Here is a 25,996-nt window from a genome sequence, read left to right as displayed (position 1 = left end):
CACTTATACTGGATCAGAATCTTATCAATTCTTACTGTATAAAAAATAGACGGTCTCAGCCTTCTCTTAGTCTATTACCACCATCTGAATTTCCATCCGTCCCATATCATGAAGATCCAAAGGTGCGGATAATGCTGTCCCCGATATTCCTTGCATATCATCCTGAAACAAGAAAAGCGGCGGGGTAATATCAACGGTTACTCCTCGATTGGAGAGGATTGTACTTGCATTCCCTGAAATCATATTGCCCAATTCGGATATGGCACTTTTGCTCATCTCATCCATTTCCTGAATAGGGAAGCCACCCATCATGGCAGACACAATGCGCAAAGCCAATTCTTCCTGCAGTCCGAAAAAGACTGTTCCTTGCAGCTGACCCGTCATTCCAATCCGTATCCAGGTATGATTCTCCGGATAAATCCACTCCTTTTCAGCCATTTCCCCACGAGATATGCCTACATTGCAAACTTGCTGAATCACGGACGTTGCAGATTCTAGGAATGGATCCAAAAAGTCATGGTCTTTCATTTAAGCAATCTTCCTTTCCCGGGCAATTGTCTTTCTATAAGCCTTATCATAATGTCGATTTTTGGCAGAAGCAAGCCATTCAACAAAACTTTATAGGAATTTGGTCCCTCCAGCATGGAATGCTCGGAAAAAGCTCCTCTACTTTGGCCTCATGCAAACTAGTAAAAATGTAGGAGCATGTTCGCAAATCCAGTACCTCTACCCCAACTTCGTGACTGCTCAACTGCCACATCGGCAGGCGAAGCCGCTTAAACATAAATACGGTATCCCCAAACGCCAGGCACTCCTGAATGCAACGTTCTGGAGGATAGCTGTCATCGTCTTCCAGCAAATGGATCGGCTCAAGCCCAAATTGCTGAATCAAATGCAGGCGATCCAACATTTGTTCCTCTTTTTTGGCATTCACCGTTCTTCTAGGGGAAAGCAACGGATACTCCCTACACACATATTCCCATTTTATGCCGTGGTAAAACATACTTTTTCCTCCAAAAATGAAAACACCCGGATATAGCATGAACATACGCTACCCCGGGTGCCTCCTTACCGCTTTTTGCCTTGCACCAACACTTCCGCTCGGGCTTCGCGACCCAGAGCATCTTTTGCTTGAAGCGAAAGCTTGTGTTTGCCGTCGAGAACCTGATCCACGATAATCCGGAATTCGCCCCGATCGTTGATATCTGCCTGCAGCTTTCGATCGCCGTAAGTGCCTGTCAAGGAAACACTGCCCGTCCCTGTCGCTTTCCCATGAATGGCAACGGTATCACCCGACTTTGCTTCTACCTGCTTTTGGGCGATGGATACGGTAGGAGCTGCGCTTGCTCTCGCCTGATACGTAAAACGCTGCTCTCCTTGATTCAAGACAACTGACCCTGCGTTGGCATCTACGTATCCATAAACGACCAAAGCGCTCTGGTTGCCTGCTCCATCCTTCCCTTCTATGAGTATCCGGTTTTCTCCTTGCTTGAGTGCCAGTGTCTGCGTCACATTCTTTTGGACTGGCTTTTCCAGTTGATCTTCCTCAAAGCTTGAGATGATTTGCCCATTCAGACTGACCTGACCTTTGTAGGTTTGATCCCGGTACATGAAGCGGATCGGTATCATGACCTGCTTGGCATTGGCATCGAAAACGACATCCTCTGTCCCGTCATTCTGGAATTGCAGCAATGGGGCTGTCGTGTCCACGATCACTCTTTGCGTAAACTGACGTGTGTTGCCGTACATATCCTGTACGCTGTAGGCCACGTAATTGAGCCCTTCCGGCAAGTGCAGGATGGTCTCAAATGCGCCATCTGCCTCCACCTTCACGGGCGCTTTGTTGATCGAAAGACGAACACGATCGAGCATATCTTCATTGGTTACTTTTCCGCGAATCGCTACATCTGTCTGCTTGGATATTTTCACGTAGGCAAACAAATCATCCGGGAACTCTACAAATGGCGGTACGGTATCGCTTTTTCCATTGATATCCACGACACTCACATTGCCGGCAAAATCGTAGGCAACCACGCTCATTCGCTTATCCGGCTGATTGACGATCGTACTGCTGACGCTGCTCGAATACGGGCCACCTGCCTTTTTCCCGTTCACATAGAGCAGATAGCCCTGAACGTCTTTGTCTCGACTACTCCACTGCACGCGATTCCCTGAGAGCGATGCCGAGATGACTGGCGGCTTGGTGTCCACTCGCACGGGCAGCGTGAGCGTTTGCCAATTGGCATTGCGCGCGTCAATTTTGGCTTTGATGACGAACTGATAGGCTCCATCAGGGACCTTTTCGTAAATTCCTTTTTCCGGCGAAAAGGCTTTGCCATCCCAGCTCCATTCTTCCCGCTCTGTATAGTAGTAGGGTGTTCCCAGCTTGGACTGATCAAATTTGCTGATCCGCTCGACACGGGTCAGCGGACGAATCAGCTTGCCGTTTGCATCTGTGACATCTACAACCACCTGGCGTGCATTTCGCAAAAACGTGATCGAGGGAGCTGCCACATCGTAATGGCCATCCCCGTTTGGAGAAAAGGCGACCTTCGTCGGATCGATTTGTACACTGCCTTCTTCTCCTACCCCTGTCACGCCCAGATAATCCCGATACTTCCACTTGTCATTCTGCTTGTCATGGAACCACGTCGTCTTGATTCCTGTCCGTTTTTCCTGACTGCCTGCTTCCCACATCGGTGCATCCATGATCCGCGGCTCATCCCATTTTCCGTAAAACCCGTAATAAGGAACGCGCAGCTTCGGCAGATCCGTGTCGTCAGGCTGAAAGGAAATATAGCCTTCTGCGAATTGATTTCGCGCAGCGCCCTTCGGAATTTGCAGCGTCACCTTTACTTCTGCCTTGCTGCCGGGAGCGACTGTTACCTGCTGCTTGGAAAAGCTCAGCTGTGCGCCGTCCATGGCAGTTTCCGTCAGCAGATTTACGCCATTTCGGCGCATGTCCGTCAGCACCCCAAACTCATCCTGAAGCTGATAAGTAATCGGCTTTTTCCCAAACTTGTTTTCCACAAACAAGGAGAACGTAGTCGTCTCTCCCACCTCTCCCAAGGAGACCCCTGCTTTTCCTTTCCGGTCTACAACGATGACCGGTGTTTGGATCGCCTTGGCGATTTGCATCAGGCCCGCTCCTTGGACACGCGGACTGTACGGCAGTTTTTTCTGCTGCTTCTCTGCAAAGACAGAAACGGCTTGCTGTGGGTCAATAATAGGCTCCGCCGTGTTCATCGCCGCTGCCTTCAACGTCTCAACCAGCTGGCGTCCGGAAAGCGCACGTCCTTGCTTCTGGTAGGCTTCTTTCAACAGGGCCATGCCCCCCGCGACATGCGGCGTTGCCATGGACGTTCCGCTTTTTACCGCGTACTCCGATTCTCGTACCGTCGATAAAATTCCTCCACCGGGAGCGGAAATCTCTGGCTTGAATTGCAGGTCAGGAGTTGGCCCCCAGGATGTAAACGCCGATACCGTCCCCCCATCCGGATAAGGCATGGGGTTTTGCGCGTACTGACCGTCAAAGCTGATCGTTACCTTTTTGCCCTTTTTCAGTGCCTGAGCTAGCTGTTCGCCCATCTGCTTTAAAATGGACACGGCAGGAACCTGCTTCAAATGCTCCGCACTGATGAGCAGAGGTCCTGGTTCGTTATTGTAAATGACTGCTCCGACTGCACCAGCTTCACTCGCGAGACGAAGCTTCTCATCAAAGGAGATATCTCCGCGCTCCAGAAGCACGACTTTTCCTTTGACAGAGACGTTGTAGTCCTCTTTTTTGCCTTTTCCCATATAAACCAGCGGATACGGCTTCAACAGGGCAGAAACCGGTGTGATTACCGCACCGTTTCCCACGTGTCCATGCAAGTACACAACGCGCGCAAGTCCCGGCACGCCCTGTACCTGGAAGCTGTACCCTGCCAGCGTCGTCGCATTGACAGAGGCTACCGATAAAGCGTCTGGCGCAAGTCCTGGCGAGCCGATCATCGCTATGTCGGGGTTTGTCTCCCGTACCTTGTCACTCCCGAAATAGGCGTCATTTCCCGCTGCTGCGACGACGATGACACCGTTGTCTACCGCCCGCTTGACCGCGTACTGCTCCGTATTCGCTTCATCCACGTAGCCTGCCGAGGAACCTAGGCTCAGATTGATGACATCTGCTTTTTTCGTGATCGAATCGTTGATCGCAAACAAAATCGACTCGCTTAGCCCCGGTACTTCCCCTTGATAATTGGAAAAGACCTTTTGGCTCAAGATCTGTGCCTCAGGTGCGACCCCCTTCAGCTTTCCGTTGGCTGCAATAATTCCCGACACATGAACGCCGTGCTGCGATTCACTTACATCCTCAGTCGTCTGATTCCGGTCTGCCCAGTTGAAGCCTCGCAGGACCTTTTGTGTCGAGCCGGATTTTTGCTGGGCCAGACGTTTATCCCGTGGGGCCGGCATGTCGGGATGTGCGGGATTGACCCCCGTATCAATCACAGAGACGAGCATTCCTTCCCCCTTCACCCCTGCCGTCTCCCACGCTTTCGGGGCTTCAATCATGTCCAAGGTTGAATTCGAAGCAGACGATACCTGCTCGCCTAAAAACGAATGACTCATTCGCGTCCATTCATCTGCCGATGCCCACTTCTCCTGTTGGATCGCTGCTGACAACGTTCCTGTATATGGCTGCCAGTCGGTTTTGCTTAAATCGTGTATGACCTGATCGTACAAAGCCGTTGACGCATCTGCAGAATCTGCCTGTACGGACCGGATGTTCCATGCGGTAGGAGGAAGCAAAAGCAACGCCAACCCTAAGCTGATCATCTGTTTTTTCATCGTTTGCCCCCTTTTGGAAAAGCTTCCATTGTCATTAAGTTTTCACTGGGAACCGCTCAGGTATTCCCTCAAGTGAAAATGTGTAGTTGACAAACCTAAGGGACAAGCATATATTTAATTACGTTAACTTTTCTACACGTGAAATATTCGCGATAGGAAATGTAGGATAACTTAGGAGCTGAGGCTATGCAACAAGATCTCACAGTGGCCATGGAGCGCCTTCAAGAGGCTGTCCGATCCACCATGCGTGTGCTGGGTCCACAACTGTCCGAGCCCATCTTCGGTCTGACGGGCCCCCAATTTTACATTTTGCATCAGCTTGATCAAAAAGGGAAATGCACGGTCGGTGAGCTGGCAGAATCCATGGCAGTCAAGCCCAGTGCCATCACCGCTATGATTGATCGTTTGGATAAGCATGAATTCGTCGTTCGTGATCGAGATGAAAACGATCGGCGTGTCGTTCATATTCGACTTACGGCATCTGGCATCGAGACACTGAATCAAGTCAAAGCGCACAGGCTGGAAATCCTGCAGCACTACCTGTCTCATCTAAGCCCTGAAGAGCTGGAAAGCCTCATTCATGTCTTTGAAAAGATGGCAAAGGTTGCGCCTCCAGTCAAAAGTGAATAAGTAATTTGTTTGCTTCTGTCCATTCCCTCCGTCCACACAACAAGAAGCGTTTCAACAAGTCTAGGAGTGATCGAAATTGGAAGAACAAATGAAAAATCGAGGCTTATTAATAGCAGGTTTACTCGTAGCGATGCTCTTCGCTGCATTGGACGGAACCATCGTCGGTACGGCGATGCCGCGAATCGTGGGTGAGCTCGGCGGATTGGGAGTCATGACGTGGTTGACCACTGCGTACATGCTGAGCTCTACAACCGTCGTCCCCATTGCAGGGAAACTGGCCGACCTGCTTGGGCGAAAATCCGTCTACGTGACAGGCTTGATTATTTTCATGGTCGGCTCGATGCTGTGCGGCATGGCCGAAACGATGAACCAGCTGATCTTCTTCCGCGCCCTGCAAGGGATTGGCGGCGGGATCATGATGCCGATGGCCATGATCATCATCGGGGATATTTTCACAGGTCAACAGCGTGCGAAATGGCAGGGCGTGTTTGGTGCCATCTACGGCCTATCCTCCATCGTTGGCCCACAAATCGGTGGATGGATTGTCGACTCCCTGAACTGGCGTTGGGTGTTTTACATCAACCTGCCCGTTGGGATTATCGCCACCATTTTGATTTCCATTGCTTTGAAAAGCTTTAAAGCCTCAGGTCCTGTGAAAATAGACATTTGGGGCATGTTTACCATGATCGCCGGTGTCGTCAGCCTGCTGTTGGGGCTTACTTTCGGAGGAAAAGATTATCCGTGGGGCTCCTGGCAAATCCTCTCGTTGTTCGGCTTGGCAATCGTGTTTTTGACCAGCTTCCTGGTGATCGAATCCAGAGTCAGCGAGCCTATTTTGCCGCTGCGACTCTTTCAAAGCAAGACGTTCTCTTTGCTGTCCGGCATCGGCTTCCTGATGTCCGTCGGTATGTTCGGCGCAATCATGTTTGTCCCTTTGTTTATGCAGGGTGTGATCGGGATTAGCGCCTCCGAATCAGGTACCGTTATGATTCCGATGATGCTGTCGATGATGCTGACCAGTATTTTTGGCGGGCGTCTGGTCCACAAGCTCGGTTTGCGTACCCAGATGCTGATCGGTATGCTGACGATGAGCGCCGGCTTCTGGCTCCTTTCCGGCATGAGTCTGGATACAACGAAGCTGAGTGCGATGTGCTACATGGTAGTGCTCGGTCTTGGCATGGGTCTCGTCATGCCGCTGACCACGATCGCTTTGCAGGAATCGTTCCCCAAATCAGAGCTGGGTGTCGTTACATCCTCCAGCCAGTTCTTCCGCCAGATCGGTGGGACTTTTGGGATGACGATTCTCGGAGCCGTGATGAATGTTCAGTCCAGTGGTCTTTTGCAGACCAAGCTCGTTCCGTTTCTGGAAAAGCTGCCTGCCCAGTCTCACGAAATGGTGCAGCAGATGGAGGGCATGATCGCTACCAATCCACAGGGACTCTACTCGATGATGTACAGCCCTGAGACACTGGCGCAGATCCCCGCCGCTATTGGCGATACACTGCTGCCGATTCTGAAGTCTTCCATGGTAGACTCCTTGCACTACGTCTTCCTGTACGGGATGCTCTTTGTCCTGATCGGTGCGGTCTTGACCTTCTTCCTGGGAAAGATCACGATCAGCAAGCCTGTCAAAGACGAAGAGGATAAAGATGTGGCAGCCTAAACCAAAACAAAAGCCAGTAGCCCCCAAAAGGCTGCTGGCTTTTATTCATCCCTGTAACTCCCCCATTTTTGTCCCCATTTTTCCATTTCTTTTAAAGCAGCCTGAAAGTCGCTCCCCTTTTCCGTTAACGAGTACTGGACGGTGACTGGAACGGTCGGGAACACTTCTCTGTGTACAAGACCGTTTTGCTCCAGGTGCCGCAGCGTATCTGTGAGGGATTGCGTCTTGACGATCGAAAGCCTTCGCTTCAGCTCATTAAACCGCTGTGGTCCTTTCAATAGCTCATCCAGGACGAGAAACGCCCATTTCGCTCCTAGAATCCGCAGTACGGCACATATCGGGGAATTTTCGGAGTCGCTTGCGTTTTGGTTGTCTTTTCTCGCATCCTGCTGCCCCATGATCGCTCCTCCTTAACTAACAAAAAGTTAGTTAGTCAATGTAGTTGGATAATATCCAAAATCTTTGCCTTCTTACATTATGTAATGACGTATTTTATACTGTCAATCAATGACAATCCCTGGTACCCTTCTTCAGCAAAACGAAGCGGTGTCCAGCAGAAAGAAGGCGAATGATATCATGAAACGCTCTATCCTATATGTACTCACTCTCGGCATTTTTTTAACGGCCACTTCCGAACTGATTGTCGGGGGGATCCTTCCCATTATGGCCGAAGACCTGCAAATATCCGTTGCTCTTGCTGGTCAGCTCATTACTGCGTTTTCCCTAGCCTATGCGATCGGCACTCCTATTGCGGTGGCTCTGACCTCTCACCTCGAGCGAAAAAAGGTCTTGCTCGGCGCTTTGCTCGTATTTATTCTTGGCTGTTTACTTGCCCTTTGGAGCACTTCTTTCCTGACGCTCCTAGGTTCTCGTGTCGTAGTGGGCACGAGCGCTGGCTTATTTCTCGTCGTCTCGTTCGGCGCTGTCTCCCGCCTGGTGTCACCAGACAAAATCGGAAGCAGCATCAGTACCCTGATTCTCGGGTTTAGTGCAGCCCTCGTCCTTGGTACCCCTATTGGTATCGCCATTTCCAATTCGATGGGCTGGCGTGTCATCTTTCTTTTTCTGGCAGTTCTCGGCGCAGTTCTTTTGCTAGTGCTGATCCGCTTGCTTCCGACCATGGAAGGAAGCCCCCCTGTTCCTTTCCGTTCCCAGCTTCAGCTCCTCCTGCATCCCGTGTTGCTCCTGACCTTTTCCTTCACCCTCTTTCGGGAATCAGGAATTTCGATGATGAACACCTATGTCAGCCCGTATCTCGTCCAAATCCTCCATTACAGCATCTCGGAAACGGGTCTTCTCATGCTCGTCTTAGGCCTGATCGGGGTACTTGGCGCAAGACTGGGTGGTCATGCCGCAGATAAATGGGGGACACGACGAATCATTCTGTTCTCCATCGTCGTTCTCGCCGCTTCATTTGGGCTGTTACCACTTATGGTTACCAGTCCGATCATGGGAGCAGCCTTCCTGGGAGTTGCATTCGGTACCTTGTTCTTCGTGTCTCCCTCTATTCAGACCTATTTGATTCAGCTGTCCCCCGCATCCGCCGATCTGCTGCTCAGTGTTCACTCCTCCTTTATTCAGCTCGGACTGGCGAGTGGTGCTGCGATCGGTGGCCTCTTGATTCATACGACTGCTACAGTCGCCTACAATCCTTGGGGAGCTGGCCTGTTTCTCACTATCGGGCTCGGGTTCATTCTGGTCGCCTTTTCCAAGCAAAAGCAGGCTCAGATCGTTTCTGGCTAATCTCTTCTGCTCCCCCTCCCAAACAAAAAGCGTGCAACCCGCTATCCGGATTGCACGCTTTTTTGGTCACGCGATTACGAGAAGAAGAATTTCTTCACAGCGTGTTTGGTTGTTTCTTTGTTCATGTGAGCGATCGAAGTTGTGAGCGGAATGCCTTTCGGGCAAGCCTGTACGCAGTTTTGCGAGTTACCGCAATCACCGATACCGCCATCTTCCATCAAAGCTTCCAGACGCTCATGTCTGTTCATTTTACCAGTTGGATGCTCGTTGAACAGGCGAACTTGGGAAATCGCGAAAGGACCGATGAATTCGGATTTCGCATTTACGTTCGGGCAAGCTTCCAGACATACACCGCAAGTCATGCATTTGGACAGCTCATACGCCCATTGACGATCAACCTCAGGCATACGTGGACCAGGACCGAGGTCATGTGTACCATCGATTGGGATCCATGCTTTTACGCGTTTCAGTGCGTCGAACATACGGCTGCGGTCAACGGACAGGTCACGTTGTACCGGGAATGTGCTCATAGGTTCGAGACGGATCGGCTGTTCGAGTTTATCGATCAACGCAGAGCAAGCTTGGCGTGGTCTTCCGTTGATGACCATCGAGCACGCACCACATACTTCTTCCAGGCAGTTCGATTCCCAGTTTACCGGAGCCGTTTTTTGGCCTTGTGCTGTCAAAGGATTACGCTGAATTTCCATCAGCGCCCCGATGACGTTCATGTTCGGACGGTAAGGAATTTTGAACTCTTCCTTGTACGGAGTGCTGTCAGGGCTATCTTGACGAGTAATAATCAGATGTACTAATTTTTCTGCCATGATCAGTTACCTCCTATCTATTAATGCTTTGTCGTATAGTCACGCTTACGTGGCGCGATCAGGGAAACGTCGATTTCTTCGTAGTAGATTTCTGGCGCAGTTGTTTCTGCATTGAACTTCGCCATAGTAGTCTTCATGAAGTTCTCGTCATCACGCTCAGGGAAATCTGGTTTGTAGTGAGCGCCACGGCTCTCGTCACGCTTGAGCGCACCGATCGTGATCGCACGGGACAGAACCAGCATGTTCCACAGGTGACGGGTAAACGCTGCACCCGAGTTGCTGAATTTGTTTGTATCGTTGATGTTGATATTTTTGTAGCGTTCCATCAGCTCTTGGATTTTGTCGTCTGTTCTTTGCAGACGATCGTTGTAACGTACAACGGTTACGTTGTCCGTCATCCACTCACCCAGTTCTTTATGGATCAAGTAAGCATTTTCGGTACCATCCATTTTCAGGATGCTATCGTATTTCGCTTGCTCTTTGTTGGTGAAGCCATCGAAGAGTGTAGAGGACAGATCATCTGCGGACTGCTTCAGACCTTCGATGTACTCGATTGCTTTTGGACCTGCTACCATACCGCCGAAGATCGCGGACAGGAGGGAGTTTGCACCCAGACGGTTCGCACCGTGTTGGGAATAATCGCACTCACCTGCTGCGAACAAGCCAGGGATGTTGGTCATTTGGTTGTAATCTACCCACATACCGCCCATGGAATAGTGAACAGCAGGGAAGATTTTCATTGGAACTTTGCGCGGGTCATCCCCTACGAATTTCTCGTAGATCTCGATGATTCCGCCCAATTTAACATCGAGCTCTTTTGGATCTTTGTGAGACAGGTCGAGGTACACCGTGTTTTCGCCGTTTACACCCAGCTTCATGTCTACGCACACGCTGAAGATTTCACGTGTTGCGATGTCACGAGGTACCAGGTTACCGTACGCTGGATATTTTTCCTCCAGGAAGTACCAAGGTTTACCGTCTTTATATGTCCATACGCGTCCACCTTCACCACGAGCAGACTCGGACATCAGGCGGAGCTTGTCATCGCCTGGGATCGCTGTCGGGTGAATCTGGATCATTTCGCCGTTCGCGTAGATTACGCCTTGTTGGTAAGCTGCAGATGCTGCTGTACCTGTGTTGATGATCGAGTTGGTCGATTTACCGAAGATGATACCAGGTCCGCCAGTCGCCAGGATAACGGCATCCGCGCGGAAGGATTGAATTTCGCCGGAACGCATGTTTTGCGCCGTGATCCCTTTACAGGTACCGGTATCGTCCAAAACAGCTCCGAGGAAATCCCAATATTCATACTTGGTAACCAGACCTTCTGCTTCGTAGCGACGTACTTGCTCGTCCAAAGCATACAAGAGCTGTTGACCAGTGGTTGCACCAGCAAATGCTGTACGGTGGTGCTGCGTTCCCCCGAAACGACGGAAGTCCAAGAGACCCTCAGGTGTACGGTTGAACATAACACCCATGCGGTCCAGCATGTAGATGATTCCAGGTGCTGCGTCACACATTGCTTTAACTGGCGGTTGGTTCGCCAGGAAGTCGCCGCCGTAAACGGTGTCGTCGAAGTGAATCCAGGTGGAGTCGCCTTCCCCTTTGGTGTTTACCGCGCCGTTAATTCCGCCTTGGGCACAAACAGAGTGAGACCGTTTCACCGGAACCAGGGAGAAAAGCTGGACGGGAACGCCTTTTTCTGCTGCTTTGATGGTAGCCATCAAGCCGGCCAAACCACCACCGACAATGATTAGTTTACCTTTTGCCATAATGAAGTCCCCCTATCCCTATACAATGAAAGCTGACATCGCACGCAAGCCGATGTAAGTCACAACTACGAATACGATCAATGTGAAGTAAGTAGCGATACGTTGGGAACGTGGTCCAACTGTAATACCCCAGTGAACCAGGAACGACCAGATACCGTTAGAGAAGTGGAAAACAGTGCTGATGATACCGATGGTGTAGAACACGATCATTGCAGGGCTGCTGAAAATGTTCGCCATCATATCGAAGTCTACGGTTGCTCCCATTGCTTTAGCAATGCGGGTTTCCCATACGTGCCAAACAATGAAAATGAGCGTAATGATACCTGTTACCCGTTGCCACAGGAACATTTGGTTCCGGAAGTAGCCGAAGTTCCCTACATTTTGCTTTGCCTGGAAAGCAATGTAGATACCGTAAATCGCGTGAAACAGGATCGGGATGTAGATGAAAACGAATTCAACTACAAGAAGAATTGGAACGGATTCAATCGCGCCGACCGTAGTGTTGAAGGCTTCCGCTCCGCGGGTTGCTTGATAGTTTGCTGTCAAGTGGAACAGCAGGAACAGCCCGATAGGAAATAATCCGAGAAGTGAGTGTAGCTTGTGACTGAGAAAGCTATTGCCTTTCGCCATACTATGGTCCCCCTTTCAATGTATGTAACGCTCTTTTAATAGACCTTTCCCCCATATCCTAACCCATTGGATCATCCATTAGACATGACATAGTTCTCTCCACCACAATGTCTATATGCGTCGAAATGTGTCAGAACACGAAAAAAAGTTGGGCAAAACTTTGACCAAAACAATTGTACTCCTGTACTCGGGGAGCGTCAAGACAGTTAATAGACTAAATCCATTGATAGATCATACTTTTCTATCGGCGTTATTTTCCTATTATTCTGTCATAACAAAAGCAGGTTCCTCATAATCTAGTACAGACAGGAGGGAAGCAGAATGAAAGAGACGGATCAACTGTCCGCTTTACTGCCGCAAAAGTCTATCGCATATGCCGAACGCATGAACATGCCCTATCTCGGCTATCACGTCTTGCGAGAAGCACTCACCCACACCTTGCTCGGTGAAAGCGAAAGCCCTATCCTTTATTGGCTCGGCAAAGACATCGGAGGGAAGATTCCCATCCAATCGGCAAACGGGATCATTATGCCCTTTATACGGCTAGGCTTGGGACAGCTCGACTTGTTGGAAGAGTCGGAATCACGCATCCTCTTCAAGCTCTCTCACGCTATCTTCCCCTATATGTCCGAGCAGCGAAAAAGCCGCGCTCTTTCGCTAGAATGCGGTATCGTCGCAGGGGCGGTCGAACAGTGGAGAGGGAAGGAAACGACTGCTCAGCTCTTGCTGGAAGGCGAGAGTGAAATACGCATTGAGGCATCCCATTAAAATCCTCGATGGCATCAAACATGGGAAACCCCTCTTCCCAGACAGGGAAGAGGGGAGTATAGCCGCATCGCCGAATTCAAAAGCCTACAGTCCGTGTACGACAGCGGTTTCGGCTACGTCCAGTCCGTAAGCCGAATGCAGGCTGCGAACAGCGAGTTCTGTCAAATGAGCTGGAATCACGCATGAAACCTTGATATCAGAAGTGGATACCATTTTAATAGAAATTTCTTGTTCAGCCAAAACGCGGAACATTTCAGCTGCAACACCTGGATTGTTGATCATGCCGGAGCCGACGATCGATACTTTCGTCAAGCCTTCTTCATGATCCACCTTTTCAAAGCCGAGCGTTTCCTGATGGGCTGCCAGGGTATCCAGCGCCTTCTTCAAATCATCGGATGCGCACGTAAACGAGATGTTCGTTACGGCTGCATCGTAGGAGCTTTGAATAATAATGTCTACATTGACTTGATGATCTGCCAGTGTATTGAAAAGGCGAGAGAGGGTTCCTACTTTCGCAGGCATCCCGACAACCGTAATTTTCGCAACATCTTCATCGTGAGCGACTCCACTTACCACTCTTCCTGTTTCCATGTTGGCAACCTCCTCTACGTACGTACCATCTTCAGCGGTAAAGCTGGAGCGGACCACCAGCCGTACCTTGTATTTTTTTGCGGCTTCTACTGAACGCGGATGCAGCACACCAGCTCCGAGATTCGCCAGCTCCAGCATCTCGTCATAGGAAATGCTGTCGAGCTTGCTAGCTGCCGGAACGACGCGTGGATCAGCCGTGTACACACCGGACACGTCTGTAAAAATCTCGCATTTCTCAGCATTCAAGCTGGCTGCTAAAGCCACTGCTGACGTATCCGAACCACCGCGGCCGAGCGTAGTGATCTCGCCCTCTTCACTGAGGCCCTGGAAGCCTGCCACGATAACGACGCGGCCACGCCCCAGCTCCGACTGAATGCGGGCGGCATCAATTTGCTGGATTCGCGCTCTCCCGTGAATCGATTCCGTGGTGATACCGGCCTGCCAGCCAGTCAGCGAAATGGCATCGTAGCCTTTCGTATGCAAAGCCATCGACAAAAGCGCGATGGATACCTGCTCCCCCGTGGTCAACAGCATATCCATTTCCCGCTCCGACGGGTAAGCCGTAATTTGCTTGGCCATATCCACCAAGACATCTGTGGATTTTCCCATGGCAGAGACTACCACAACGACATCGTGTCCCTCTTCTTTATAGCTGATAATCCGGTCCGCTACTCGCAAAATACGCTCAATGGTACCAACGGAGGTGCCTCCGTATTTCTGCACGATCAACCCCATGCTGGCTTCTCTCCCTTTTCCTATTCTCTCGTTTCCTATATGGTTTCGTATGGTTTCTATTTTTTCTACATGCGTATTATTACATTTACGCCATTTCCTGACATTTTCCTGTTCTGATCAGGCAGACTATTCATGAAGTTATGACATTCGCAATTAGTAAAAAAGACACCGACGAGGATAGCACCTGCCGCTGTCTATTGTTTCGACATCCCGGTTCCTCCCTTCCAATACACGCGGACAGCAAAGCATGACAAAACCATTCATCATGACTCACACTGACACACCGTGAGATAGCTCTCCATCTGGCAACTGGTGATTGCGCAGATGACAGTCCTGCATTTGTTCAATGCAGACCCAGCATGGAGAGAGGCGGGTCCATCTCCACACTTCGGCGAATTCCCCTTTCCCATACCCTTCTCAGATTCCCGATCTCAGGGAGGTACTCTTGGTTTTCGCGCCTCTACCTCACTCCATAATGGAAGTGAGGCTTACTATTCTGTTTGAATCGCATTATATCATGCGAATGCGTGAGGTTCAATTCCTTTTTGTCAGCCTATTACGATTCCAGCTTGCGCAAATGTGAAATGATCTCTTTTGCGAGCTTGTCGCCAATCCCCAGCTGCCTGAAGTCTTCTACCGTAGCTTCCCGCATTTTTTTCAAGGAGCCAAAGTGAGTGAACAGCAGCTTGCGGCGCTTTTCCCCGATTCCCGGGATTTCGTCGAGCTGCGAGGACAGCATCGTTTTCGAACGCGACTGACGATGAAACGTAATGGCAAACCGGTGCACCTCGTCTTGTACGCGCTGCAGCAAGTAAAACTCATAGCTGTCGCGCTTGAGCTCTACCGGTTCAGGTGGATCACCGAACATCAGCTGTGCGGTTTTGTGCTTTTCATCCTTGGCGAGACCACAAACGGGGATGTAAAGGCCCAGCTCATTTTCCAGCACGTCCATAGCCGCGCTTATTTGGCCCTTTCCGCCGTCGATCACAATCAGGTCAGGCATACGGCCATCTTCCTTCAAAAGGCGCGAATAACGGCGTCTGATGACCTCACGCATGGAGCCGTAATCATCCGGACCCTCCACCGTTTTGATTTTAAACTTGCGGTATTCCTTTTTATCGGGTCGTCCTTCCGTAAAGACAACCATCGCAGACACGGGCTCCGTCCCCTGAATATTCGAGTTGTCAAACGCCTCAATCCGGTTTGGTGTGCCAATCCCGAGAATATGACCCAGGTTGTGAACAGCCTGAATCGTACGAGCATCGTCCTTGGACATCAGCGCAAATTTCTCCTGCAGGGCAATCCGCGCATTTTCCGACGCCATTTGCACGAGCTCGCGCTTTTTGCTGCGCTTCGGTGCGTGGACTTTGACACCTAGCCATTCTGCCAGCAGATCCGGGTCACTGCTCTCCGGAAGCAAAATCTCTTTTGGCAAGGCATTTTGCTTGTCGTAGTAAAATTGGCTGACGTACGACATGAAGTCCTCTGCCTCGTCACCATAATAAGGAAAGGAAGTCGTATCCCGCTCGATCATCTTGCCCTGACGCATGTAAAAGACCTGTACGCACATCCAGCCTTTTTCTACTGCATAGCCGATGATATCCCGATCCACTGTATCCATCATGGTGACCTTTTGTTTTTCCATCACCGCATCGATGCTGATGATCTGATCGCGGAATTCCTTTGCTCGCTCGAACTCCATGTTTTCGGCAGCCTCGTGCATTTTTCCGGTCAGCTGCTGCTTCATTTCCTCATGCCCGCCATCGAGAAACTTGCTGATTTCCTCTACAAGCCGTTGGTTTTCTTCTTCTGCGACGTCCTGAATACAGGGCGCGAGACATTGCCCCATATGATAGTACAGGCACACCTGCTTTGGAATCGTCCGGCATTTGCGCAGTGGATAGAGCCGATCCAGCAGCTTTTTCACTTCGGAAGCTGCCCCGGCATTCGGGTATGGGCCAAAATAACGCGCTTTGTCCTTGATGACCTTACGTGTGATTTCCAGCCGCGGTTGCTTTTCATTCGTAATTTTAATGTATGGATAAGTCTTGTCGTCCCGCAGCATGACGTTATAACGCGGGTTATGCTGTTTGATCAGGTTGCACTCCAGGACCAAAGCCTCAATAGCCGAGGAGACGACGATATATTCAAAATCGACGATCTCGCTGACCAGAAGCTGCGTCTTCCCGTCGTGGCTACCGGTGAAATACGAACGGACGCGATTCTTCAGGACCTTTGCCTTCCCGACGTAAATAATCTCACCGCTCTTGTTTTTCATCAGGTAGCAGCCTGGCTTTTCCGGAAGTACAGCCAGTTTATCTTTCAAGGAGCTGTTCAAGGCTGCTCCCTCCTTTTATCTTTCAATAGGAAGACACCCGGCCTCAGCGACCAGATGCAGTTGGCTTTTCCAACACGTACAATTCGTCCTCCAGCGACGCAAACCGCTCCTGCAAAAGCTTTCTTGCGTCCTGCACACCCAGGTTATAGAGAATGGGACCTAGCTGCTTCCAAAAAAAGTCGATCATCTCTTCCGTCTCCAGATTCCCCAGCTCTTCTCCACGCTGCTCGTGGAAAAAGCGCTGAACCTGATGGACGAGGTATTCTTTTTGTTCACGGGACATTTTTTCCGCCATAAGCCGTTTGCGCACCCTTCCTCTATGAATCACGAATAGGAATATACGTTCTTTCTCCATGTTACCATGGATTGTAGATGAAAAAAACTGCCGCCCTTTTGGTAAGAGCGACAGTTTTCTGGCTGTCTGATGATCTTAGTGCTTGCGGCCACCCAGATACGCTTCTTTGACACGCTCGTCGTTCAAGAGGGATTCAGCCGTTCCGTCGAGTACGATCTGACCTGCTTCCAGTACGTACCCGTAATCCGCGATTTTCAATGCCTGCTTGACGTTTTGCTCCACGATGAGAACCGTCGTGCCTTCTGCATTGATCTGCTTGATTACTTTAAAAATATCCGATACGACAATGGGAGCGAGGCCCATAGAAGGCTCGTCCAGCAAAAGCAGCTTCGGACGGGACATCAATGCACGGGCGATCGCCAGCATCTGCTGCTGCCCCCCTGACATCGTACCGCCTAGCTGAGACAAACGTTCCCGCAAAATCGGGAACCAATTCATCATCTTTTCCATATCGTCTTTGATGCCTTGTGCATCGTTGCGCTGGAAAGCACCCATCTCCAGGTTTTCCAGCACCGTCATTTTCCCAAGAATTTGACGACCTTCCGGGACAAGCGCCAAACCTGCTTTCACGATCTGGTGCGGCCTGGAGCCGTCAATCTTCTGCCCACAAAATACAATGCCTCCGCTTTGCGGCTTCAGCTGTCCTGCAATGGTTCGCATCGTCGTTGTTTTGCCGGCACCGTTTGCCCCGATCAGGGAAACGATTTTTCCCTCCGGCACTTCCAGCGAAATTCCCCGAATCGCTTTGATCTGCCCGTAGGAAGTCGTCAGGTTTTGAATACTCAGCATGCTTATTCCTCCTCCTTGCCGAGGTAGGCTTCAATGACGTCCGGATTGGTCTGCACTTCTTCAGGGGTACCGTCGGCGATCTTCACACCGAAGTTGATGCAAACGACTTTATCGCACAAAGTCATGACCAGACCCATATCATGCTCAACCAAAAGCACGGTAATGCCGCTGTCGCGAATTTTGCGCACGAGCTCCGTCAAGGACTTCGTTTCACTCTCGATCATCCCTGCGGCTGGTTCGTCCAGTAAAAGCAGCTTTGGCTCAGTGGCAAGCGCGCGGGCAATTTCCAAGCGGCGCTGCTGTCCGTAAGCCAGCGTATCGGAACGAACGTCTCGCACGTCAGACAGCCCAACAAATTCGAGCAAAGCCTCTGCTTTTTTCTCGACTTCGCGCTCCTCCCTTCGTTGGCTTGGAGTGCGGAGCAGCGCTGCCCAGAAGCCAGCCTTCATCCGGGAATGGCAGCCGATCTTGACATTATCAAGCGCACTCAAATGACCAAACAGGCGAATATTCTGAAACGTCCGGGCGACACCCATTTCCGTAATTTTGTTTGGGGCAACCCCGTTTAGCTCCTGCCCTGCAAACGAGAAGGTCCCCGTCGTCGGTGCAAAAATACCCGTTGCCATGTTAAAAATCGTCGTTTTCCCCGCACCGTTCGGGCCGATCAAGCCGACGATCTCGCCTTCCTTGACACCAAAGGAAACGTCACGCAGGGCTGTGATCCCACCGAAGCTTTTTCCTACGTTCTTCAGTTCTAGCAGCACGTCACATTCCCTCCTTCGCTTCATTTCCCGACTTGCCTTTGCGGCGGCGGAAAAGCTTTTGGAATGTATCGGCACCGATCAAGCCGTGTGGTCTAAATGCCATTACCCCTACCATGATCAAGCCGTACATCAGCATTTTGTACTCCGCCAAGCCACGCAGCACCTCCGGCAGAGCCGTCAGCACAAGCGCACCAAACAGAGGACCCCAAACGACTTCGCTTCCTCCGATAACGGCATAGGACAAAATCTCTACGACTTTGTGATAGTTAAAATCGTCAGGTGTAATCGTCGTCGTGATGTGCGCATACAGCCCGCCGCAAATCCCTGCCAGCACAGAGCCGATGATAAAGGCGAGCATTTTGTAGTACGCAACCTGCAGTCCCATCGCACGAGCAGCTGTTTCGTCCGCTTTGATCGCTTCAAAGGCACGACCCAGACGCGAACGGTTCAGACGCAAAGTCAGGAACAGCACAACAGCGAACAGGAGCACCATGAACACGAACGTCGTCAAAGACTTCATTTGAATCACGGAAATGCCCAGCGATTGTGCTTTCAGCCCCATCGCTTTTTCGAAATCATATAAATAGTTCCCGATGGACTGCAGACCAGTAAGTCCCAGTGCACCGTTCGTAATTTTCATGTTCAGCAAAATAACGCGAATCACTTCACCAAAACCAAGCGTCGCGATCGCCAGGTACAAGCCGTGCAGCTTCAAAGTCGGGGCTCCGATCAGCAAAGCGACAATCCCCGCAGCCAGTCCCCCAATGAGGATCGCAATAAACAGCGGCATGTCCGCTTGCTTGGACAAAATACTCGCCGTAAAAGCACCGATGCTCATAAATCCTGCATGTCCCAACGAAAGCTGGCCCGTCGAGAGCGTGATATAAATGCTAATCGCAAGAATGCTGTTTAGCAAAATAAATGTGAATACCTGTAAATTGTACGGATTCAATATATCCATCTCGTGTGCACCTCCTTTACGCTTTTCGTCCGAATAGTCCTTCCGGTTTCAACAGCAAAATGATGATAATCAGCCCGAATGCCACTGCATCCCGATACGAGGAATCCCCGTACGCAACCGTGAACACCTCGATCACCCCGAGTAGTACGCCGCATACCATGGCACCCGGAATGCTTCCGACACCACCCAGAATCAATACGGCCAGTCCTTTAAATCCAAGAGTCATCCCCATGGTTGGAATCAAAGCAGAATATGCCATCCCGATCAAAATACCCGCTACGCCCCCAAGAGCAGAAGCCAGCATGACGGTAACGATGATGACCATGTTCGTATTGATCCCCAGGATATTGGCGGTATCGGTATTTTCCGCTGTGGCCCGAATCGCTTTTCCCATTTTGGTCTTTTGAATCCAGAAGTGCAGGACAAACATCAGAATCAGTGCAATACCGAGAATGATAAGATCCACACTGCGTATTTGGATGACGCCTAAATCAAACGTCTTGTCACCGAATGATTGCGGAAACGCACGGGAGTCTGCACCAAAGATTTTGTGCATCGCCTCTTCCACGAGAATCGCAAAACCAATGGTACTGATCAAGGACGCCAAGTGAGGAACGTTCTTTTTGCGCAAGGGACGCAAAGCTGTATATTCCAAAATCAGTCCCAGGATCGCAGATATAACGATCGACGCAACCAGCGCTACTCCAAGCGGCATCTGCATACTCGTCATCAAGACGAGTCCGACCAGCGAGCCAAAAATAAAGATCTGTCCATGCGCCATGTTAATGATGCCCAAGACACCGAAAATGAGCGTATAGCCCAAAGCAATCAATGAATAGGTACTACCAACTGTCAAGCCATTGACTAATTGCTGCCAAAACAACTGCCTCACCTCACTGTAAAGTGGTTCTATCACCTTCGAGACGCACGCCTAATGTCCTGGTCAGACCGCTGAAGCGCGGAAAGTTATTCTGGCTGGATCAGCAAGTAAAAGATCGGCGTTTATACTTACTGATCCAGTTAGAAAACTTGGCCCCGCCATGTTAGACGGAGCCCTTTCTTGCTGGTAGGACATGCGCTTTGCAGATGACGAACGTAGTTTACTTCCTCGTTTGTTGAAAGAAGAGCCCGGGAGTCCCCGGGCAGCATCCCTTATTCAAAAGGAACGAATTTACCATCTTTTGCGACTACTACAACGGCATCCCCGATTGGGTTACGTTTTTCGTCAAAGGACAATTTGCCGGATACACCGGTAAAGTCTTTCAGCTGAGCCAGTTGGTTACGTAATTCTTCACGGTCAGCTTTGCCAGCACCCAAGAGGGATTGGGACATGATGTACAGAGAATCGTAAGCTTGAGCAGCGAATTGGTCAGGCTTTTTGTTGTATTTTGCTTCGAATGCTTTTACGAAGGCTTGTACTTTTTCATCTTGTTTTTCTGGGCTGAAAGGCGTTGCTACGATCAGGCCGTCAGCTGCAGGACCTGCGATTTCAAATACTTTCGGGTTGTTGAAGCCGTTACCACCCAGGATGGTTGCCGTGATACCCAGTTCACGAGCTTTTTTCACTACCATGGAGCCTTCTTTGTACAGGGCGGATACCAAAAGCGCATCCGGGTTGGTTTGCTTCAGCTTGGTCAGCTGAGCGGAGAAGTCAACATCGCCGTTGGAGAAAGTCGCTTCGCCAGTGATCTCCAGACCCATTTTTTCAGCTGTAGCTTTCATCACTTTGTAGCCGTTTACGGAGAAGTCATCGTTTGATGCGTAGATCAATGCTACTTTCTTGATGCCTTTTTTCTCCACAGCAGCTTTCATTGCCGTTGGAATCGCGATGGACTCAGGCAAGGAGTTGCGGAATACGTATTCACCGATATCGTTAATACCTTCAGATGTGTTGGAGATACCAAAGATCGGAACTTCCGCTTCGTTCGCTACTGGACCTGCCGCGAACATTTCACCGGAAAGAGTAGGCCCGATGATCGCTACCACATTATCCTGATTTATCAGTTTATTTACAGCGTTAATGGCCCCTTCTTTTTCTCCGCCAGAATCTTCAAACTTTAATTCCATCTTGAGTTTGCCTTTGTTCGCTTCGTTCAACTCGCCCAAAGCCAACTCCAGACCTGCTTTTTGTGCTTCGCCGTACGCTGCACCCGAACCGGACAAGAACCCAACCACACCGATTTGTGCTGTAACTTCTCCACCGGCACCTTCTGCTGCCGGCGTTTGTGCTGGTGCCGAGCTGCCTCCGTTTGCTGGTGCTGCACTATTTCCGCTAGAACATCCTACCATCAATACGGCACCCAATGAAATCGTCGCCAGTGACTTGAGTAAACTAAACCCTTTCATCATGAAAAGCCTCCCTTAATTTTTATAAATCTTTCTAAAAAAATTGAATATAAGAATTTTAATCAATGTATTACGAAAACGCAATCAATTTTCTCTCTTTAAACTTTGTTTTTTGACAAACGATCGCTCAGAATTTTTATGCTCTTGTTAAAAATCCAATCCTTTCGACGATATCGATTCAGGCCAGAAAGCTAGTGGCCTCACGGGTTTTCCCCCTCCGAATCGACTGCTGCACTTCCGTTTAATCACACGAAAAAACGGCACCCTCAAAGGATGCCGTTCCCTACCTATTAGCAGGTATTTTCTTACAGATGTTTGCCAACAGTTGCCATCAAAGCTTCTTTTGGTTGGAAGCCGATAACTTTGTCAACAGGTTGACCGTCTTTGAAAACGATCAGGGTTGGGATGGACATTACGCCAAAGCGTCCAGCGGAGCCTGGGTTGTCATCCACGTTTACTTTTACGATTTTGAGCTGGGAGCCCACTTCGCTGTCGATTTGCTCCAAAACAGGAGCGATCATTTTGCAAGGGCCGCACCATGGTGCCCAGAAGTCAACCAGGACAGTACCGCCTTGCTCTACTTCCTGGGAAAAGTTTTGGTCCGTTCCATTTACAATTGCCATGAGTAATTACCCCCTAGAATTCAATTACGGAAAAAGGTTCCACACGCACAGTATATCATCCAATCCTGAAAATGACTACGGCGCCGAGCACTTTGCACGCACTTCACGCTTTAGTCTATCCACTCTTATGCTGCTCTCATTCAGCGTGTGAAACACAGGAGCATGGACAAGGAAAAAAGCGTCCGCTATGTACGGACGCTTTCGTTCAATTAGTCAGGCTGGACTACACCAATACCTTTTTGAATTCGGCTGTCAAAAGTGGAACGACTTCGAACAGATCACCAACGATTCCGTAGTCTGCCACTTGGAAAATAGGCGCTTCCGGGTCTTTGTTGATCGCGACGATGACTTTGGAGCTGGACATCCCAGCCAAGTGTTGAATGGCTCCGGAGATGCCGCACGCGATGTACAAGTCAGGAGTTACGACTTTCCCTGTTTGACCGATTTGCATGGAGTAATCGCAGTAGTCAGCATCGCACGCACCACGGGATGCGCCGACCGCTGCGCCCAGTACATCCGCCAGCTCATTCAGCGTGTTGAAGCCTTCTGCACTCTTCACGCCACGACCACCGGAGATGATAACTTTTGCCTCGGAAAGATCCACTTTGCCACTGGTTTTACGTACGACTTCCTTCACGATGGAACGCAGATCCTTGATTTCCAGCTCCACAGGAACCACGGTTGCCGTTTTGGAAGCATCTGCTGCGCCAATGGCGATATTGTTTGGTCGTATAGTAACGAAAGTTTTTCCATCAACAAATTTACGTTGTTGAAAAGCTTTTCCTGCGTAGATCGGACGAACGAATCCTTCTCCTGCTTCCAGGCTTGTTACGTCGGAAACCAAACCGTATCCGAGACGGGCAGCTACGCGCGGTGCCACATCGCGTCCGATGGCTGTGTGACCGAGGACAATCGCATCCGGATTCGCCAGCTCAATCAGTTGAACCAGTGCCTGTGTGTAAGCATCTGGTGTATATTGTGCAAGTGCGCCGTGGTCAGCTGTATAAACGGTGCTTGCACCATGCTGTCCGAGAGTCGCTGCGAGCTCTGCTGCATTTGAGCCAAAAACAGCTGCTGTCACTTCACCGCCGTCTGCCAATGCAGAAGCGGCAGCCAAAGCTTCCAGAGACACGTTGCGAAGTTGTCCGTCACGAACTTCTGCCAATACCAGTACTTTTTTCATGGATATCCTCTCCTTCTCGCTTAGATCACTTTCGCTTCGTTGCGCAACAATTGCACCAGTTCTGACGCCTGAGCCCCCAGTTCACCGGAGAGAATTCGTCCTGCCTGCTTTTTCGGTGGCAGCGTTTGATCCACGATCTCTGTTTTTGCTTTGACAGCAGCTACATCCAGCCCCAGATCATCTGCAGACAGGCGATCCAAAGGTTTTTTCTTCGCTTTCATGATCCCTGGAAGGGAAGGATAGCGCGGTTCGTTCAGGCCTTGCTGTGCCGTGATCAGTACTGGCAGGCTCGTTTCTACTACTTCGAGGTCGCCTTCCACGTCGCGTTCTACACGCACGGCAGTGCCGTTCACTTCCAATTTCACGACAGTAGACACATGGTTGATTCCCAGCTCTTCCGCCAGACGAGGCCCGCCTTGTCCCGCGCCAGAGTCTACCGCCATCTGTCCGCCGATGATGATGTCATAGCCGACCTTTTGTGCGACAGCTGCCAGCACTTTTGCTGTCGTGAACTCGTCACCGAAGAGCTCCTCGTCGTCTACGAGAACGGCTTTATCTGCACCCATCGCCAAAGCAGTACGCAGTGAGCTCTCCGCGCGATCTGGGCCGATGCTGATGACAGTTACTTCGCCGCCGTGCTCTTCTTTCAGCTTGATTGCCTCTTCTACTGCGTACTCGTCGTACGGGTTGATGATAAACTCTACACCATCTTCGGAAATTTTTCCGTTTTGGATAACGATTTTTTCTTCGGTATCAAAGGTTTGCTTCATCACAACCAAGATATTCATTTCGTTGCCCTCCCTCGAAATGGTATTGCTGAAATGACCTTTTTAGCGGTCAGCGAAATTCGGTTTGCGTTTTTCTAAAAAGGCACCTACGCCTTCTTTTACATCTTCGGAGGTGAATGCTTCGCCAAACAGGGCTGCTTCTTTTGCCAAACCTTCTGACAAAGGAAGATCCACTGCGCCTTGGACGGCAGCAAGCGCCAGCTTTAAGGTAACTGCGCTCTTCGTCGCGATCGTTGCAGCCAGCTTTTTGGCTTCCTCCAGCAGCTGCTCTGCCGGATATACCGCTTCCACAAGACCGATGCGATGAGCTTCCTCGCCACCAATCATCTCGGAAGTGAGGATCAGCTGTGTCGCTTTCCCGCGACCGACCAGACGAGGCAGGCGCTGCGTACCTCCGTATCCAGGAATCAATCCCAGATTCAACTCAGGCAATCCAAGCTTGGCTTCTGGTGCAGCCAGTCGAATATGGCAGGCCATCGCCAGCTCGAGACCTCCGCCTAGGCATGCTCCATTAATAGCAGCAATGATCGGCTTCGGGAATTTCTCCATACGGTCAAACAGCGCTTGGCCATTTTTCGCCATTGCTTCGGCATCGGCCGGCAGCAGCTCGGTAAATTCCTTGATATCTGCTCCTGCAACGAAAAAACGTCCTTCCCCGGTCACGACGATTGCTTTGATCTCGGTATCTTTCTCCCATTGATCCAGCAGTTCACCAAGCTGTGCCAGCACAGGCTTGCCTAATGCATTGGCAGGCGGGTTGGTGATCGTAGCTACAGCTACACGATCGACGATCTGCACATTCCAACGCGAATCCATTTCTCTCCCCCCAAGCTCTATCTTAAGAAAGTTTCTATTGAGGTTCTTTCGCTTCTGAGCGATCGCTCAGTCTCACACTCTTATTGTATCAAAGGTGTCACTTCAAAAAAAGCTTTTTCTTTCATCATTTTCCTTTCAAACCGTACAGGAAGAGGTTATGAACGGAATCCGTATAAGAGACCAGGTCGTACTTGCACTGTTTCATCACCCAAGACGTCGTGACTTCATCCAGCGTACCAAAAATCATTTTCCGCGCTACCCGCACATCCAGGTCTGGATTCAAAATGCCCTTGTCGATCCCTTCACGAAGCACTTCGTCAATCAGGTCGAAGTACTGCTTCATGACATTCCCGATCCCTTCGCTGATGACAGGATTGGACTGGCGCAGCTCGATTTGCGTCACTTTCGCAAACTCGTGATCCAAAGACAGCTGGCTAAAGTGAGCGTGAACGAGTACATATAATTTTTGCTCGATGGATGATGCCTCTGCGATGTGTCTCCGGTTTGTTTCCACAAAATGACCCATCTTTTCGTTGAACAGAGAAATCAAAATATCATCCTTGTTTTCAAAATAGAGGTAGATCGTGCCGTCCGCTACCTTCGCCTCTTTTGCAATCTTGGATACCTGGGCATTATGATAACCCTGACGAGCGATGACACGAACAGCTGCATCAATAATGGCCTGATACTTTTCCCCCGTTTTCTTTGCCATACATACCTCCATCTTTACTCGCAATGACAACAAAATGAATGATTATTCATTCATAAACAGTTTATACCAGCCGATGATTCGTGTCAATCATCGCTGGCGGCAATTCCAGAATTGTGTCTACACTTTCCTGGTCCGCAA

Annotated in this window: 24 protein-coding genes and 1 riboswitch; of the genes, 4 read left to right on the top strand and 20 right to left on the bottom strand. The window is 50.2% G+C overall.

Annotation, left to right across the window (positions count from 1 at the left end; genetic code table 11):
- Positions 1 to 66: 66 nt before the first annotated feature.
- The 3 genes from EDM59_RS17100 to EDM59_RS17090 all read right to left on the bottom strand — a co-directional run bounded on the left by EDM59_RS17100 (position 67) and on the right by EDM59_RS17090 (position 4,827).
- Positions 67 to 528, bottom strand: a complete 462-nt coding sequence (locus EDM59_RS17100; protein WP_122924698.1) for a chemotaxis protein CheX — start codon at positions 526 to 528, stop codon at positions 67 to 69.
- A gap of 79 nt (positions 529 to 607) precedes the next feature.
- Positions 608 to 910 carry a hypothetical protein gene (locus tag EDM59_RS17095; RefSeq protein ID WP_342769211.1) on the bottom strand — a complete coding sequence of 101 codons (303 nt, stop codon included), beginning with the start codon at positions 908 to 910 and terminating at the stop codon, positions 608 to 610.
- 158 nt (positions 911 to 1,068) lie between these two features.
- Positions 1,069 to 4,827, bottom strand: a complete 3,759-nt coding sequence (locus EDM59_RS17090; protein WP_122924697.1) for a S8 family serine peptidase — start codon at positions 4,825 to 4,827, stop codon at positions 1,069 to 1,071.
- A gap of 186 nt (positions 4,828 to 5,013) precedes the next feature.
- Between EDM59_RS17090 and EDM59_RS17085 the strand changes: the two genes are divergently transcribed.
- Together EDM59_RS17085 and EDM59_RS17080 are read left to right on the top strand one after the other, a co-directional pair.
- Positions 5,014 to 5,457, top strand: a complete 444-nt coding sequence (locus EDM59_RS17085; protein ID WP_122924696.1) for a MarR family winged helix-turn-helix transcriptional regulator — start codon at positions 5,014 to 5,016, stop codon at positions 5,455 to 5,457.
- A gap of 76 nt (positions 5,458 to 5,533) precedes the next feature.
- Positions 5,534 to 7,120, top strand: coding sequence for an MDR family MFS transporter (locus EDM59_RS17080; RefSeq protein ID WP_122924695.1), 1,587 nt, complete (start codon positions 5,534 to 5,536; stop codon positions 7,118 to 7,120).
- Between the two features lie 41 nt (positions 7,121 to 7,161).
- On the opposite strand, the gene EDM59_RS17075 is transcribed toward EDM59_RS17080, so the two are convergent.
- Positions 7,162 to 7,518 carry a winged helix-turn-helix transcriptional regulator gene (locus tag EDM59_RS17075; RefSeq protein WP_122924694.1) on the bottom strand — a complete coding sequence of 119 codons (357 nt, stop codon included), beginning with the start codon at positions 7,516 to 7,518 and terminating at the stop codon, positions 7,162 to 7,164.
- A 178-nt stretch (positions 7,519 to 7,696) separates the two neighbouring features.
- Here EDM59_RS17075 and EDM59_RS17070 point away from each other — a divergent pair, with 178 nt between their 5' ends.
- Positions 7,697 to 8,863: an MFS transporter gene (locus EDM59_RS17070; protein WP_183192934.1), complete on the top strand. Its 1,167-nt coding sequence runs from the start codon at positions 7,697 to 7,699 to the stop codon at positions 8,861 to 8,863.
- 74 nt (positions 8,864 to 8,937) lie between these two features.
- Here the strand turns inward: EDM59_RS17070 and sdhB are convergent, their stop codons facing one another.
- The 3 genes from sdhB to EDM59_RS17055 are packed head-to-tail and all read right to left on the bottom strand — an operon-like array spanning position 8,938 to position 12,089.
- Complete coding sequence (gene sdhB, locus EDM59_RS17065; RefSeq protein WP_092274192.1) at positions 8,938 to 9,687, bottom strand: succinate dehydrogenase iron-sulfur subunit; 750 nt, start codon at positions 9,685 to 9,687, stop codon at positions 8,938 to 8,940.
- Positions 9,688 to 9,707: 20 nt separating this feature from the next.
- Entirely contained in the window at positions 9,708 to 11,459 is a 1,752-nt protein-coding gene (gene sdhA / locus EDM59_RS17060) for a succinate dehydrogenase flavoprotein subunit (protein ID WP_092274195.1), read from the bottom strand.
- Positions 11,460 to 11,477: 18 nt separating this feature from the next.
- Positions 11,478 to 12,089: a succinate dehydrogenase cytochrome b558 subunit gene (locus EDM59_RS17055; protein WP_092274197.1), complete on the bottom strand. Its 612-nt coding sequence runs from the start codon at positions 12,087 to 12,089 to the stop codon at positions 11,478 to 11,480.
- Between the two features lie 321 nt (positions 12,090 to 12,410).
- On the opposite strand from EDM59_RS17055, the gene EDM59_RS17050 reads away from it, so the two are divergent.
- A complete protein-coding gene (locus EDM59_RS17050; protein ID WP_122924692.1) occupies positions 12,411 to 12,857 on the top strand; it encodes a DUF2507 domain-containing protein in 447 nt (148 codons plus the stop codon).
- Positions 12,858 to 12,941: 84 nt separating this feature from the next.
- Here EDM59_RS17050 and EDM59_RS17045 read toward each other — a convergent pair whose 3' ends face one another.
- The 13 genes from EDM59_RS17045 to EDM59_RS16985 all read right to left on the bottom strand — a co-directional run bounded on the left by EDM59_RS17045 (position 12,942) and on the right by EDM59_RS16985 (position 25,858).
- The gene (locus tag EDM59_RS17045; RefSeq protein ID WP_122924691.1) at positions 12,942 to 14,183 is read right to left on the bottom strand and encodes an aspartate kinase; all 1,242 of its coding nucleotides are present in this window, start codon (positions 14,181 to 14,183) and stop codon (positions 12,942 to 12,944) included.
- A gap of 283 nt (positions 14,184 to 14,466) precedes the next feature.
- A riboswitch (Lysine riboswitch) is annotated at positions 14,467 to 14,654 on the bottom strand.
- An 85-nt stretch (positions 14,655 to 14,739) separates the two neighbouring features.
- Complete coding sequence (gene uvrC / locus EDM59_RS17040; protein ID WP_122924690.1) at positions 14,740 to 16,521, bottom strand: excinuclease ABC subunit UvrC; 1,782 nt, start codon at positions 16,519 to 16,521, stop codon at positions 14,740 to 14,742.
- Positions 16,522 to 16,564: 43 nt separating this feature from the next.
- Positions 16,565 to 16,831 (bottom strand): DUF2164 domain-containing protein, encoded by a 267-nt coding sequence (locus tag EDM59_RS17035; RefSeq protein WP_425455988.1) that lies wholly within the window; start codon positions 16,829 to 16,831, stop codon positions 16,565 to 16,567.
- Between the two features lie 120 nt (positions 16,832 to 16,951).
- Positions 16,952 to 17,665 carry an ABC transporter ATP-binding protein gene (locus EDM59_RS17030; protein WP_122924688.1) on the bottom strand — a complete coding sequence of 238 codons (714 nt, stop codon included), beginning with the start codon at positions 17,663 to 17,665 and terminating at the stop codon, positions 16,952 to 16,954.
- A gap of 2 nt (positions 17,666 to 17,667) precedes the next feature.
- Entirely contained in the window at positions 17,668 to 18,429 is a 762-nt protein-coding gene (locus tag EDM59_RS17025) for an ABC transporter ATP-binding protein (RefSeq protein ID WP_122924687.1), read from the bottom strand.
- Between the two features lies 1 nt (position 18,430).
- Positions 18,431 to 19,390: a branched-chain amino acid ABC transporter permease gene (locus EDM59_RS17020; protein WP_122924686.1), complete on the bottom strand. Its 960-nt coding sequence runs from the start codon at positions 19,388 to 19,390 to the stop codon at positions 18,431 to 18,433.
- Positions 19,391 to 19,406: 16 nt separating this feature from the next.
- On the bottom strand, positions 19,407 to 20,273 hold the full coding sequence (locus EDM59_RS17015) for a branched-chain amino acid ABC transporter permease (protein ID WP_122924685.1): 867 nt from the start codon (positions 20,271 to 20,273) through the stop codon (positions 19,407 to 19,409).
- Positions 20,274 to 20,542: 269 nt separating this feature from the next.
- Positions 20,543 to 21,736: an ABC transporter substrate-binding protein gene (locus EDM59_RS17010; protein ID WP_122924877.1), complete on the bottom strand. Its 1,194-nt coding sequence runs from the start codon at positions 21,734 to 21,736 to the stop codon at positions 20,543 to 20,545.
- Between the two features lie 305 nt (positions 21,737 to 22,041).
- Positions 22,042 to 22,359: a thioredoxin gene (gene trxA, locus EDM59_RS17005; RefSeq protein ID WP_055742968.1), complete on the bottom strand. Its 318-nt coding sequence runs from the start codon at positions 22,357 to 22,359 to the stop codon at positions 22,042 to 22,044.
- Positions 22,360 to 22,582: 223 nt separating this feature from the next.
- The gene (locus EDM59_RS17000; protein ID WP_122924684.1) at positions 22,583 to 23,542 is read right to left on the bottom strand and encodes an electron transfer flavoprotein subunit alpha/FixB family protein; all 960 of its coding nucleotides are present in this window, start codon (positions 23,540 to 23,542) and stop codon (positions 22,583 to 22,585) included.
- A gap of 20 nt (positions 23,543 to 23,562) precedes the next feature.
- Positions 23,563 to 24,330 (bottom strand): electron transfer flavoprotein subunit beta/FixA family protein, encoded by a 768-nt coding sequence (locus EDM59_RS16995; RefSeq protein ID WP_122924683.1) that lies wholly within the window; start codon positions 24,328 to 24,330, stop codon positions 23,563 to 23,565.
- A 42-nt stretch (positions 24,331 to 24,372) separates the two neighbouring features.
- Positions 24,373 to 25,146 carry an enoyl-CoA hydratase gene (locus tag EDM59_RS16990; protein ID WP_122924682.1) on the bottom strand — a complete coding sequence of 258 codons (774 nt, stop codon included), beginning with the start codon at positions 25,144 to 25,146 and terminating at the stop codon, positions 24,373 to 24,375.
- Positions 25,147 to 25,270: 124 nt separating this feature from the next.
- Positions 25,271 to 25,858, bottom strand: a complete 588-nt coding sequence (locus tag EDM59_RS16985) for a fatty acid metabolism transcriptional regulator FadR (protein ID WP_122924681.1) — start codon at positions 25,856 to 25,858, stop codon at positions 25,271 to 25,273.
- Positions 25,859 to 25,996: the final 138 nt, after the last annotated feature.

Origin of the sequence: Brevibacillus nitrificans (assembly GCF_003710965.1) — a bacterium.
GTDB lineage: Bacteria > Bacillota > Bacilli > Brevibacillales > Brevibacillaceae > Brevibacillus > Brevibacillus centrosporus.
The sequence above is the reverse complement of the archived record's forward strand: the minus strand, read 5'-3'. Positions and strand labels throughout refer to the sequence as shown.

Bases quoted from the DNA above. Each gene is read 5' to 3' on its own strand.
- EDM59_RS17100 (WP_122924698.1), bottom strand. From the start codon at position 528: ATGAAAGACCATGACTTTTTGGATCCATTCCTAGAATCTGCAACGTCC.
- EDM59_RS17095 (WP_342769211.1), bottom strand. From the start codon at position 910: ATGTTGGATCGCCTGCATTTGATTCAGCAATTTGGGCTTGAGCCGATC.
- EDM59_RS17090 (WP_122924697.1), bottom strand. From the start codon at position 4,827: ATGAAAAAACAGATGATCAGCTTAGGGTTGGCGTTGCTTTTGCTTCCT.
- EDM59_RS17085 (WP_122924696.1), top strand. From the start codon at position 5,014: ATGCAACAAGATCTCACAGTGGCCATGGAGCGCCTTCAAGAGGCTGTC.
- EDM59_RS17075 (WP_122924694.1), bottom strand. From the start codon at position 7,518: ATGGGGCAGCAGGATGCGAGAAAAGACAACCAAAACGCAAGCGACTCC.
- EDM59_RS17070 (WP_183192934.1), top strand. From the start codon at position 7,697: ATGAAACGCTCTATCCTATATGTACTCACTCTCGGCATTTTTTTAACG.
- sdhB (WP_092274192.1), bottom strand. From the start codon at position 9,687: ATGGCAGAAAAATTAGTACATCTGATTATTACTCGTCAAGATAGCCCT.
- sdhA (WP_092274195.1), bottom strand. From the start codon at position 11,459: ATGGCAAAAGGTAAACTAATCATTGTCGGTGGTGGTTTGGCCGGCTTG.
- EDM59_RS17055 (WP_092274197.1), bottom strand. From the start codon at position 12,089: ATGGCGAAAGGCAATAGCTTTCTCAGTCACAAGCTACACTCACTTCTC.
- EDM59_RS17050 (WP_122924692.1), top strand. From the start codon at position 12,411: ATGAAAGAGACGGATCAACTGTCCGCTTTACTGCCGCAAAAGTCTATC.
- EDM59_RS17045 (WP_122924691.1), bottom strand. From the start codon at position 14,183: ATGGGGTTGATCGTGCAGAAATACGGAGGCACCTCCGTTGGTACCATT.
- EDM59_RS17030 (WP_122924688.1), bottom strand. From the start codon at position 17,665: ATGCTGAGTATTCAAAACCTGACGACTTCCTACGGGCAGATCAAAGCG.
- EDM59_RS17020 (WP_122924686.1), bottom strand. From the start codon at position 19,390: ATGGATATATTGAATCCGTACAATTTACAGGTATTCACATTTATTTTG.
- EDM59_RS17010 (WP_122924877.1), bottom strand. From the start codon at position 21,736: ATGAAAGGGTTTAGTTTACTCAAGTCACTGGCGACGATTTCATTGGGT.
- trxA (WP_055742968.1), bottom strand. From the start codon at position 22,359: ATGGCAATTGTAAATGGAACGGACCAAAACTTTTCCCAGGAAGTAGAG.
- EDM59_RS17000 (WP_122924684.1), bottom strand. From the start codon at position 23,542: ATGAAAAAAGTACTGGTATTGGCAGAAGTTCGTGACGGACAACTTCGC.
- EDM59_RS16995 (WP_122924683.1), bottom strand. From the start codon at position 24,330: ATGAATATCTTGGTTGTGATGAAGCAAACCTTTGATACCGAAGAAAAA.
- EDM59_RS16990 (WP_122924682.1), bottom strand. From the start codon at position 25,146: ATGGATTCGCGTTGGAATGTGCAGATCGTCGATCGTGTAGCTGTAGCT.
- EDM59_RS16985 (WP_122924681.1), bottom strand. From the start codon at position 25,858: ATGGCAAAGAAAACGGGGGAAAAGTATCAGGCCATTATTGATGCAGCT.